Origin of the sequence: Cytobacillus sp. Hm23 (assembly GCF_051842895.1) — a bacterium.
Classification (GTDB): Bacteria; Bacillota; Bacilli; order Bacillales; family SM2101; genus Nanhaiella.
Genome location: NZ_JBPXRQ010000074.1, coordinates 1 through 12,143, shown reverse-complemented (window position 1 = coordinate 12,143; position 12,143 = coordinate 1). Strand labels below are relative to the sequence as shown.

Here is a 12,143-nt window from a genome sequence, read left to right as displayed (position 1 = left end):
TTAATTAGTCTTAACTTGGCATTAGAGTCACCGAAGGTGGCTTAATAGCTTGTTTTGTACTCTATTTAAGACAAGGGATGCTCCATCAAATTGTACAACAATTAGTTGGAGAGGTTCACAAAGTGCCCCTTTGTTAAAGTGTAGGAGTATTACATTGAAACAAAAATTGAAGCTTACATGTAAACGTTGCTGTTCGTAAAAGAGTTATATGCACCTTTTATTCTCTAGACACTAGAAAAGAACATATCCTACACATCAGTTACTCATTTGTAATAAAAAAAGACCATTTAATTTACGTAAAGAGGTAAATTAATTGATTTTTTTAACGGACTTCTAATCATAATTTCAAGTGGTTTGAAACACACTAGTGATGTACAATATACAATTTGTATTGGAGGGTTAGTATTGACTAATAGACCAAAGCCTGATGATCGTAATGATAATGTAGAAAAGTTACAAGATATGGTGCAAAATACGATTGAAAATATTGAGGAAGCACATGAAACAATGGAATTTGCTAGTGATGAAGAACGAGAGCAAATCGAGGCAAAAAATCAGCGTAGAGAAGAAAGCATTGCAGCGATGAGAGAAGAAATTAAAGATGAGGCTCAAGACCGTGAAAACGGTTATAAGTAATATTCTATCCAAAGACCAACCTAGAAGACTTTAATGCTACAAATTAAGTGACCTTTAAGACATGATTTCGGGAATAACCGGCTCATGTCTTTTATTGTTTAATGAGTGTTGTTGTGAAAAAAGTGATTGATTAATTGTTGTTGTAACATACCCTTTCTAAAAATAAATATAGTCATTCATAAAGAGACTCAAATTTATTCATGCTTATTTCACATATATGGTGTAGTGTTTTAATAAGCACGATATTTTACTTGCTCTTCGTTTCATGTAAAATTACAATGAGCTGTTTTATTATTGATTGGTGCTAATCGTTCGAATATATAAGAACGCATTCGTGGCATCATTTCTACTTTTTTTAATTTTTTATGTACTCATAAAACTCATCGTAAAATAGTAACAAAGTTTACGAAAAAAGCCTAACAATTAAAATTCTAAAAAAAGCATTAAAATGATCGTAGGGGGAGTTAAGGTTGTTAAAATCAAAGAAAAAAATAGAAGTTCGTTATGCTGAAACAGATCAAATGGGGGTTGTTAATCATGCAAATTATTTAACATGGATGGAAGTAGGCAGAACAAAGTATATTCAAGATTTGGGATTTTCTTATGCGGCAATGGAGGATGATGGAATTTTGTGTCCAGTTCTTGAAGCACATGTTTCATATAAAAAGCCAATACGGTATGGAGAAATTGCAGAAATTACAACTTGGGTTGAAGAATATGATGGGTTGAGAGTCGTGTATGGTTACGAAATTGTCAATTCCGAAAGCCAATTAGCTGTTTGTGGCACAACGAAGCATGTGTGTGTAAAAAAAGATTCTTTCCGCCCAATCAGTATAGCTAAATATTTTCCTGAATGGCATGAAGAATATGAAAAGGTAAAAAAACAACAATAATAATATTTTATGACGCAATGGAATAGAAAAATAATAGTTAATTGACAAAGTTTTTACAATAACATACAGACAAGGCGTCCCATAGCCTCCACATTCACAAATGGGACAGCCTTTACGTCTAAAGGAATATTTCAAGATTTTTTACTTTCAGATCGTCTCTTCTATAGAGCTGTTATCGTAATAATTGTTGCTTTTCGTTCTAAGAAATAAACAAGGATACAACAATAGTTTTATGGCATCTTTTCTTCTGTAATATGATGATAATCATCCAAAGGCGTCTTTTATTATGAAATATCATGCTAAGGTTGTTCATTTAGCCATTGATACATATGTTCCATTGTATCATTATACATTTCTTCATATAGATGGTCATTGTTGGAACTAATTAATTCACTTAAAATATGTGTTTCGAAATTACTTTGATATTGATTCGAAACATATGTAGGAGTAAATGTTGGATTGTCTAAGTGTATTTCATTTACATTACCTGAAAAGCTTTTCGTTACAGTTATTTCAAATAATCCTCCTATATCTTTATAGTCATTATATTGTCCTGACAGAAAGTTACCTAGTGAATAAACGACTATACTCTTCAAGCTATCATCTCTTTCAATCCACTCAATTGGCTGTAGTACATGTGGATGATGACCTAAAATAATGTCTACCCCCTCATTTGCTAGTAAATGAGCATGTTCTTGTTGTTGAATGGTTGGGAACCGTTCATATTCATTTCCCCAATGCATACTTACAACGATAACATCTACAGCCGTCCTCAATTTGTTAATATCCTCTTTCATCTTCGTCACATTTGTTACATTAACTAAGTATTCCTTTCCTGTAGGTATAGGTAAGCCATTTGTTCCATATGTATAAGCAAGAAAACCTACTGATATCTTATTTTTTTCAAGTATACGTGGTTGTTTTTTATCTTGATTACTATTATATCCTCCAACATAAGCCATATTGATTTTATCGTAGTAAGCAGTAGCATTTAATATGGCACGTTCTCCACGATCAAGCGTATGGTTATTTGCAATAGAAACAATATCAACGCCAGCAGCTTTTATAGTATCAGCTATGTTATAAGGGCTATTAAATCGTGGGTAAGTTGAAATTCCTAACTCTTTACCACCAATCATGGATTCTTGGTTGGCAAATGTAATGTCTGGTTTTGTTAGTAAGGGAAATACATTTGACATCATAGGTGTAAAATCATAACCATCCGTTGTTTTAGCATCATTATAAACTGTACTATGCAATAATATATCTCCAACTGCTCCTATCGTTAAGCTGGTCGTGAAGTTTTTTTGGGACAAGTGATGAGTTTTATTATGATGAGCTTTAACAACTACCTGAACGCTTTGAGTATTAATAGATGTTAAAGAAAACCAACTAAAAACGGATATAAAAACTGCTACAGTCGTTCCAAATGAAACGAACAAAATTTTCCGAGACATCATATGTTTACCTCTATTTCTTTATTTACATAAATTATAACAATTATTATAAAATTAGGTAATAGAAATGCGGTATATATATAGGAAATATGTTTAATAAACAAATATAAATCATAAAGTATATTTTTAAGGGGGAATTCCCCCGCATTACATACTTACAAATAAAACCAAAGATAAAATACTCCTAAAAGAATAAAGAAAAATGTTAGCACATCTTCTCCCTCCATTTTGTTCAAAGAAAAGGCTTAAATCTGTTCTCCTAAATCTGCTAAATATATAACATACTAATTAAGATTCAGGATGTTAGGTAAATAAAATTTTCATATCGCAGGTGATGGGTTAGTTTATGTAATTTACAAAAATAAAGTATGTTCTAATGTCCTAAATTGATAAAAAATTGTTTTATTAAAACGTCGTATTTCTCCACAATGAAAAAAGGAACTTCAAATAGAAATTCCTTAAAAATAGTAATATGTTGTTGTGAAACATTGATTGTTGCTTTACATTCAAAAATATATGCACGTATACATTTATAGTTCGAGGCACCTTTGCTGTGATTATAATCATCATGATGTTAATTTGTAATAAAATAACAACAAAGCTAACGAAAAGAGTCATAAGAAAAAAATATTATGTATGGTTGGACTTAAAACGTTACCATAATTTTGCTTTCGGTTCTGTTCTATTAATTAGTCGTTGTATATTAGCTCTATGGCGATAAATAATAAATATTGTTAAAACACTAACTACGATAATTAACGGCACATCTTTTGTATAAAAGCTATAAAAGACTGTAAGAATACCTGCAATCATAGAAGAGAGTGAAACATATCTTGTTATAATCAAAAGAAGAAAGAATACGATTATAGCGAACAAGAAAGTCAACGGCTGATAACCTAGCAGAACGCCACCCGATGTCGCTACTGCTTTACCACCTTTAAACTTTGCAAACACTGGAAACATATGACCTACTGATGCAAATAATCCGATTAATAATGGGTGAATATCAACTTCAATGAGAAAAGGCAGTAGTGCAGCTAACGTTCCTTTTAAAATATCACCCAGAGTTACAATTATCCCTGCTTTTTTCCCCAATACACGAAAGGTGTTAGTACCACCTAAATTTCCACTCCCATGATCACGTATGTCTATATTATACCCTACTTTTCCAACTATAAGCCCAAATGGGATGGAACCTAATAGATATGCAATTACAATAATCATTACTTCTGACATTTATGAATCTCCTTTGGTAACAACGTTTCTATTTCTTTCATTTTACCACTTCTAACTAAAAACACCATACAATTTCATGAACATAAAAAAAATTATACGAAAGGAAGAATTTATTCTTTTCAATTTGTGATTTATTGCGTAATATGTCGATAGGAGGGGATTTTATGTCGAGGCTTGAAACGTATAAAGAGAAAAAAACTAAAACACCCTATATTGTAATGGGATTAAGTATATCTTTTATAATGATAGTTTCTAGTATTTTATTATATATTTATTTATTACCTTCAACAGAAAGTACTGATTACTTTCAGGAGGAGAATGACATTGTTTTTGAAGGCGAGATGATGTCTACTGCTTATGTTGTTGATGACGCAGTTTATTTCCCGTTTTCATTTATTCAAGAAAAGATAGATTCTTCTATTGTTTTTGATGAAAACTCGAATTCTATTATTATTACTACGAGGAATAAAGTTTTACAGCTTCCTTCAGAGTCGTTAACTTATTTTATAAATGAAGAACCATTTAAGTTAGAGGTGCCAGCTTTAGTTACTGAGGCGGGTGAACGTTATATTAATATTGATCAAATATTACAAATCTACCCAATAGAAGTGAATTTGAATGATGAAACATCCGCGATTATTGTTCAAAAACACGGTCAAACAATGTTAACAGGTGTTGTAAAAGATAAATTAAATGAGCATGAATCAAGATTGAGGGTAGAGCCATCTCTTAAGTCAAAATACGTTGCGGAGTTAGAAGGAAATGAATCTATTGTAATTGAAAAAGATGATCATAGTGAATATTACTTCATCAGAAAGAAAAACGGGATTGCAGGGTATGTTAAAAAGAATACGATAAGTTTAAACAAACCGACGACGGTTAATATAACGAGAGACTTACCTGCAGAACAAAGAATATTAATAGATGGGCCTATAAATTTAACATGGGAAGCTGTGTACTCAAAAAATCCTGATACATCAACAATGCCACAGATGAACGGTGTAAATGTAGTTTCTCCGACTTGGTTTTCATTGAAAAATAATGAGGGAGATGTTATGAATTTGGGATCTACAGCATATTCCGAATGGGCTAAACAACGTAATTATCAAGTTTGGGCTGTATTTTCTAACGATTTTGATCCTGAAAAAACCCATGAAGCATTTAAAGATTTTGATACAAGACAAAAAATTATTCGCCAATTACTTCAATATAGTCAAATGTATGAGCTAGATGGGATCAACATTGACATTGAAAATGTCAATTTGGAAGATGGACCTCTCGTCACACAATTTGTAAGAGAAGCAACACCTTACTTGCATGAAGCAGGGCTAGTTGTAAGCATGGATGTAACTTTTATATCTGAAAGTGAGAATTGGTCTAAGTTTTATGAAAGAGAAAAGTTAGCCGATGTTGTCGATTATATGATGGTTATGGCGTATGATGAACACTGGGCATCGTCACCTATTGCAGGTAGTGTAGCTAGTTTCCCTTGGGTGGAAAATAACCTAGAAAGAATACTAGAAGTGGTTCCTAACGACAGATTAATATTAGGTGTCCCGCTATACACACGAATATGGGAAGAGAAAGAGAATGATAATGGTGCTATAGAAGTATCTTCAAAGGCGCATTCTATTAAATATGTTCGTGAGTGGATGAATGAACGTAATCTCGAACCAGTATATGACGAAAAATCTGGACAATACTACGTCGAATATATGGATGAAAAAGAACAAGCGATGTATAAAATTTGGATTGAGAATGACTATTCATTACAAAAGAGAGCTCAAATTGTACATTCGTATCAGTTGGCTGGTATAGCTACTTGGGCTAGAACGTTTGGTAATGAAGATGCATGGACAGCCCTTTCTGACTCGTTAAAACATATCCAAGTCACACAAAAGTAAGAGATGGAACATTGGTTTTGTTCCTTGTATGTAATTAGAGCAGATTGGATAGTGATGTGTTTAAAATACGTAAGCAATCTATTTCTGACCTTAAGATGATAGTGATACAATTAGTATATAACTAATACATGGAGATGATTAGATGGCAATTGAAATTCCAAATCGAGAAAAATTGGGAGAGATCTTGAAGAAAAGTAAACGAGTTGCGGTTGTTGGACTATCTGCCAATCCAGAAAAAACATCGTACAAAGTTAGTAAAGTAATGCAGGATGCTGGATATGAGATCATCCCAGTCAATCCAACTGTTAATGAAGTATTAGGTGTCAAAGCAGTGAAATCTCTTCAAGAGATTGAAGGTCATGTAGACATTGTCAATGTATTTCGTCGGTCAGAGAAACTTTATGACGTTGCTAAAGAATTTGTAGAAATAGATGCTGATGTTTTTTGGGCTCAACTAGGACTTATTAATGAAGAAGCATATCATCTTTTAAATGATAAAGGATATACTGTTGTTATGGATAGGTGTATTAAAGTTGAATATGCTGCTACAAAGTAAGTTTGATCTCATTCTTCAATGCATGCATTATTTTGCATAATTTTTTTACAAATGCGACACACTATAAAAACAACATGGTTGAATAATTGTTACTTTGTCATCCATGTCGCAAAATAAGTAAATGTTCACAAATTTTCCTCCCTCTTAGAGTACTCATGAAAATTGAGTACTCTTTTTCTATATGTCAAAATTTCATTCAATAGGTTCATTTAAACTTTCACTTTAAGTAGGCTTTGGTCGCATTCATTGTTGCTTTTCCTAAAAAACCTCAACATTAAAATAACTAATATTCGGTTGACATCATTTCTTCTCTAAAGACTACAAGAGACATATGATACACATCAGTTACTCAAATTTATGTAACAAAGGCACAAATTTTACGAAAAGAGCCTTTCTTAAATTATTTATCATTCATAGGCTAGAAAAATTAAATTTGTAAAAATGAGAGGGTTTTAAAAGAAGAAAAAATTTTTGTCCTTGTGATAAGAGGGCATTACCATATATTATATAAAATAGGAGTAGTAGTTTTAATCCTTTTCTAAAAGGTGTATAATTAGAACACCCGTTCTTTTTATGGGTAAAAAGAAACTAAACAAATTATATAGGAGCTATACGATAATCCACCTTTAGTGCCTATCCCCTCGAGATCATTACCAAACATCCTATCGGGTGAAATGACTCGAATGCTGATCAGGGATAATCGAGGCGTTTACGCATTTATTTTGTACTATAACAAGATTAAATAGTTGTTGTGTATGTTTTTTGTATTGAGGAGGTAGTTTTTTGTCTAAGCAAAGTTTTGAATATAATGATGAAGCCATCCAGGTGCTAGAAGGGCTGGAAGCTGTACGAAAACGTCCAGGTATGTACATAGGAAGTACGGACACGCGAGGGCTACATCATTTAGTATATGAAATTGTTGATAATTCCGTAGATGAAGCTTTAGCTGGTTATGGAAACCACATAAAAGTTACGATACATAAAAATCAAAGTATTAGTGTAGTTGATAAAGGCAGAGGCATGCCAGTTGGCATGCATAAATCAGGAAAACCCACTCCTGAAGTTATACATACTGTTTTACATGCGGGTGGAAAGTTTGGACAAGGTGGTTATAAAACAAGTGGAGGGTTACATGGTGTAGGTGCATCTGTCGTTAATGCACTTTCCGAGTGGTTAACTGTAACGATCCGTCGTGATGGAAACGTATACGAACAGAAGTTCGAACACGGAGGAAGTGTAGTTTCTGCACTTGAAAATAAAGGGCGAACGAATCAAACGGGTACAACAACTCACTTTAAACCAGACCCAAGCATATTTAGTACAATTACATATAACTTTAATACATTGTGTGAGAGATTGCGTGAGTCAGCATTTCTGTTAAAGGGTCTAAAGATTGAGCTCATAGACGAGCGGCATAATGAGCAAGAAATATTTCACTATGAGAATGGCATAGAGGCTTTCGTTCAATATTTAAACGAGGAGAAGGATACACTACACCCAGTGATATCATTTGAAGGGGAACAAAACGACATTGCAGTTGAATATTCCTTCCAATTTAATGATGGATTTTCAGAAAACATCCTTTCATTCGTGAATAATGTAAGAACGAAGGATGGGGGAACCCATGAATCGGGTGCCAAAACAGCAATGACGCGTGCTTTTAATGAATATGCCCGCAAGGTAGGATTATTAAAGGAAAAAGATAAAAACCTTGAGGGATCAGACATTCGTGAAGGGCTTGCTGCCATCGTGTCTGTCAGAATTCCAGAGCAGTTACTTCAATTTGAAGGGCAAACGAAAGGGAAGTTAGGGACAAGTGATGCACGCTCAGCAGTTGATGCTGTTATAACGGAGAATTTGGCTTATTTCTTTGAAGAAAATCCTGATGTTAGTTCATTATTAGTAAAAAAAGCTATTAAAGCATATCAAGCTCGAGAAGCTGCTAGAAAAGCTCGAGAAGAAGCAAGGAACGGCAAGAAACGAAAGAAATCTGAAGGTACTTTAAGTGGTAAGCTTACACCAGCTCAATCGCGAAATCCACATAAAAATGAGCTTTATTTAGTTGAAGGTGATTCTGCCGGTGGATCTGCTAAGCAAGGGAGAGATCGTCGATTTCAAGCTGTGTTGCCTTTACGTGGAAAGGTTATTAATACAGAAAAAGCTAAGCTTGCAGATATATTTAAAAATGAAGAAATTAATACAATTATACATGCAGTAGGTGGAGGAGTTGGCTCAGAGTTTTCTGTGGAGGATATTAATTATGATAAAGTAATCATCATGACTGATGCCGATACAGATGGAGCACATATTCAAGTGCTTTTACTTACATTTTTTTATAGATATATGAAACCACTCGTTGATGCAGGTAAAATATTTATCGCTCTGCCACCACTATATAAAGTTAGTAAAGGAACTGGAAAAAAAGAAGTGTTAGAATATGCTTGGTCTGAGGACGAGCTGAAATTAGCTATTGATAAGATAGGTAAAGGGTATACAATTCAGCGTTACAAAGGGCTTGGTGAAATGAACGCTGATCAGCTTTGGGAAACAACTATGAATCCTGAAACGAGAACACTTATTCGTGTAAGGATTAATGATGCTGCAAGAGCAGAGCGACGAGTTACAACTTTAATGGGTGATAAAGTTGAACCTAGACGTAAATGGATTGAAAGTAACGTAGCTTTTGGTTTAGAGGAAGAAACGAATATTTTAGACAATGATAACTTGTCGGTCGTGGAGGAGGATTAAGAATGTCACAAATAGAAACAATTCGAGAATTACCACTAGCAGATGTTCTCGGCGACCGCTTTGGTAGATATAGTAAGTACATTATTCAGGAACGTGCGTTACCTGATGCTAGGGATGGGCTGAAGCCAGTACAAAGACGTATATTGTATTCTATGTATGTTGAAGGAAATATAGCTGACAAAGCCTTTCGTAAATCAGCAAAAACTGTTGGTAACGTGATTGGTAATTACCATCCACATGGTGATACATCAGTCTATGATGCCATGGTGCGTATGACGCAAGATTGGAAACTGCGTAATTTGTTGGTTGAAATGCACGGGAATAATGGAAGTATTGATGGTGACCCGCCAGCTGCTATGCGTTACACAGAGGCAAGGCTTTCATCAATTGCTTCAGAGCTGTTAAGAGATATTGATAAAAATACAGTAGAGTTCATACCGAATTTTGACGAAACGAGTAAAGAGCCAGTTGTGTTACCTGCAATGTTTCCGAACCTATTAGTGAACGGTTCCACAGGGATTTCTGCAGGGTATGCGACCGAAATTCCTCCACATCATCTAGGTGAAGTAATAGATGGTGTAATTATGCGAATTGACCGTCCAAACTGTACAATTGATGACTTAATGACAGTTATTAAAGGTCCTGACCTACCAACGGGAGGTATCATTCAAGGAGTAGAAGGGATTAAAAAAGCATATCAAACTGGTAAAGGTAAAATGATCATTCGGGGTAAAACGTCGATTGAATCCATTAGGGGTGGTAGGCAACAAATTGTCGTAACTGAAATCCCATATGAAGTAAATAAAGCCAACTTAGTAAAGAAAATAGATGATTTACGCCTAGACCGTAAAGTCGAAGGGATTTCAGAGGTTCGTGATGAAACCGATCGAACGGGATTACGAATCGTTATAGAATTAAAGAAGGATGCAGATGCACAAGGCGTGTTAAATTATTTATTAAAGAATACGGACTTGCAAATTCCGTATAGCTTTAATATGGTAGCTATCCATCAAAAACGTCCGAAGCTAATGGGCTTAGCAGAAATGCTTGATGCGTACATTAGACACCAAGTAGAAGTGGTAAAAAACAGGTCGCAATATGAATTAAATAAAGCACAAGATAGACATCATGTCGTAGAAGGGCTCATGAAGGCATTATCGATATTAGATGAAGTGATCTCAACCATTCGTTCGTCAAAAGATAAAAAAGATGCCAAAATAAATCTCATTAGTGCGTTTCAATTTACTGAGCCGCAAGCGGAAGCAATTGTTACATTACAGCTATATCGTCTAACAAATACAGACATTACTCAACTTGAACAAGAAGCAGCTGAATTGTTAGAAAAAATAGCTGAACTAACAGCAATTTTAACTAGTGAAAAAAGGTTATTTTCTGTCATAAAAAAAGATTTAAGGAAGCTTCGAAAAAAATATGCCGATAACCGACGTTCGATTATTGAAGCTGAAATAGAGGATTTAAAAATCAATTTAGAAGTGATGGTTGCTCCTGAGGATGTAATTGTCACTGTTACGAAGGACGGATATGTGAAAAGAACGAGTCTTCGTTCATATTCTGCTTCAAATGGACAAGATTTTGCTATGAAAGAATCAGACAGGCTGTTAGGAATGTATGAAATAAATACAACTGATGTCTTGTTGATTTTTACTAACAAAGGTAATTATTTGTATTGCCCGGTCCATGAGTTGCCTGATATACGTTGGAAAGACCTTGGACAACATATTGCAAATATCGTAAACATTGATCGAGATGAACAGATTATTAAAGCAATTCCTATTAAAGAGTTCAAGGCCAGTCAATTTTTATTATTTGTCACAAAAAACGGTATGGTGAAGAGAACCATTTTGGACCAATATAAAGCAACACGATATTCTCGAGCATTAGTAGCAATTAATTTAAAAGATAATGATGAAGTCATTGATGTTGAAATGACAGATGGGACTAATGATATTTTTCTAGCAACCTACTTTGGATATGGCTTATGGTTTCATGAAAATGAAGTAAATGTTGTTGGAGCGCGTGCGGCAGGAGTCAAGGGAATCAATTTAAAAGATGGCGATTATGTCGTAAGTGGAATCATAGCTCAACAGGAACAGCAGCCTGATCTAGTAGCTATAACACATCGCGGTGCAATTAAAAGAATGAAATTGACAGGGTTTGAAAAAACATCTCGTGCCAAACGTGGTGTAGTTATGTTACGTGAACTAAAAAATAACCCTCATCGTTTAGTTGGTGTTGTTTTTGTTACTCAAAATGAGGGAGTATTTTTCCAAACTGAAAATGATGTGATTCATTCTGTTGATCCAATCAGCCTTAGACCAGCCGATCGATATAGCAATGGTTCATTTATTATTGATGTACAAGATGCAGGACAAGTGAGTGAGATATGGAAGGAAAATAACAAGGAATAATTAGTTTTGGAAAAACCAGTTTTTTACACTGGTTTTTTTATTTTGCTTCGGTAAATATTAATTTTTTTTATTTAATTTGGCGAATACACATACAGGACAAATAGGCATTTGAACAAAAAAATAGCGACGCATTCCCCTTCAAAATCTATTTGATTTAGTGGAGGGTAGTCGCTAAGGTCTTCATTCACCTTGTTCTTCAATGTATTTTTTTATTATGTCAATGGTAGCTCCTCCTGTAGTTAAAACCATATAACTACGGTTCCAAAAATAAGGTTTCCAATAGT

General features: G+C 34.2%; 9 protein-coding genes. 6 read left to right on the top strand and 3 right to left on the bottom strand.

The window, feature by feature from the left end:
• Positions 1–405: 405 nt before the first annotated feature.
• Together tlp and ACSVDA_RS24180 are read left to right on the top strand one after the other, a co-directional pair.
• Positions 406–636, top strand: coding sequence for a small acid-soluble spore protein Tlp (gene tlp / locus ACSVDA_RS24185; RefSeq protein WP_485886892.1), 231 nt, complete (start codon positions 406–408; stop codon positions 634–636).
• Between the two features lie 470 nt (positions 637–1,106).
• Positions 1,107–1,529, top strand: a complete 423-nt coding sequence (locus ACSVDA_RS24180) for an acyl-CoA thioesterase (protein ID WP_485886890.1) — start codon at positions 1,107–1,109, stop codon at positions 1,527–1,529.
• Between the two features lie 299 nt (positions 1,530–1,828).
• On the opposite strand, the gene ACSVDA_RS24175 is transcribed toward ACSVDA_RS24180, so the two are convergent.
• Both ACSVDA_RS24175 and plsY read right to left on the bottom strand, forming a co-directional pair.
• The gene (locus ACSVDA_RS24175; RefSeq protein ID WP_485886888.1) at positions 1,829–2,986 is read right to left on the bottom strand and encodes a CapA family protein; all 1,158 of its coding nucleotides are present in this window, start codon (positions 2,984–2,986) and stop codon (positions 1,829–1,831) included.
• A gap of 654 nt (positions 2,987–3,640) precedes the next feature.
• Entirely contained in the window at positions 3,641–4,222 is a 582-nt protein-coding gene (gene plsY, locus ACSVDA_RS24170) for a glycerol-3-phosphate 1-O-acyltransferase PlsY (protein ID WP_485886887.1), read from the bottom strand.
• 164 nt (positions 4,223–4,386) lie between these two features.
• On the opposite strand from plsY, the gene ACSVDA_RS24165 reads away from it, so the two are divergent.
• The 4 genes from ACSVDA_RS24165 to parC all read left to right on the top strand — a co-directional run bounded on the left by ACSVDA_RS24165 (position 4,387) and on the right by parC (position 11,859).
• A complete protein-coding gene (locus ACSVDA_RS24165; protein WP_485886885.1) occupies positions 4,387–6,126 on the top strand; it encodes a glycosyl hydrolase family 18 protein in 1,740 nt (579 codons plus the stop codon).
• A 142-nt stretch (positions 6,127–6,268) separates the two neighbouring features.
• Positions 6,269–6,682 carry a CoA-binding protein gene (locus ACSVDA_RS24160; RefSeq protein ID WP_485886883.1) on the top strand — a complete coding sequence of 138 codons (414 nt, stop codon included), beginning with the start codon at positions 6,269–6,271 and terminating at the stop codon, positions 6,680–6,682.
• 783 nt (positions 6,683–7,465) lie between these two features.
• A complete protein-coding gene (gene parE, locus ACSVDA_RS24155; RefSeq protein WP_485886881.1) occupies positions 7,466–9,430 on the top strand; it encodes a DNA topoisomerase IV subunit B in 1,965 nt (654 codons plus the stop codon).
• Positions 9,431–9,432: 2 nt separating this feature from the next.
• Complete coding sequence (parC, locus tag ACSVDA_RS24150; protein ID WP_485886879.1) at positions 9,433–11,859, top strand: DNA topoisomerase IV subunit A; 2,427 nt, start codon at positions 9,433–9,435, stop codon at positions 11,857–11,859.
• Positions 11,860–12,039: 180 nt separating this feature from the next.
• Here the strand turns inward: parC and ACSVDA_RS24145 are convergent.
• A partial coding sequence (locus ACSVDA_RS24145) for a transposase (protein WP_485886894.1) occupies positions 12,040–12,143 on the bottom strand: 104 nt, incomplete at its 5' end.

Coding starts and splice junctions, on each gene's coding strand:
- ACSVDA_RS24165 (WP_485886885.1), top strand. CDS start 4,387: ATGTCGAGGCTTGAAACGTATAAAGAGAAAAAAACTAAAACACCCTAT.
- parC (WP_485886879.1), top strand. CDS start 9,433: ATGTCACAAATAGAAACAATTCGAGAATTACCACTAGCAGATGTTCTC.
- ACSVDA_RS24160 (WP_485886883.1), top strand. CDS start 6,269: ATGGCAATTGAAATTCCAAATCGAGAAAAATTGGGAGAGATCTTGAAG.
- plsY (WP_485886887.1), bottom strand. CDS start 4,222: ATGTCAGAAGTAATGATTATTGTAATTGCATATCTATTAGGTTCCATC.
- ACSVDA_RS24175 (WP_485886888.1), bottom strand. CDS start 2,986: ATGTCTCGGAAAATTTTGTTCGTTTCATTTGGAACGACTGTAGCAGTT.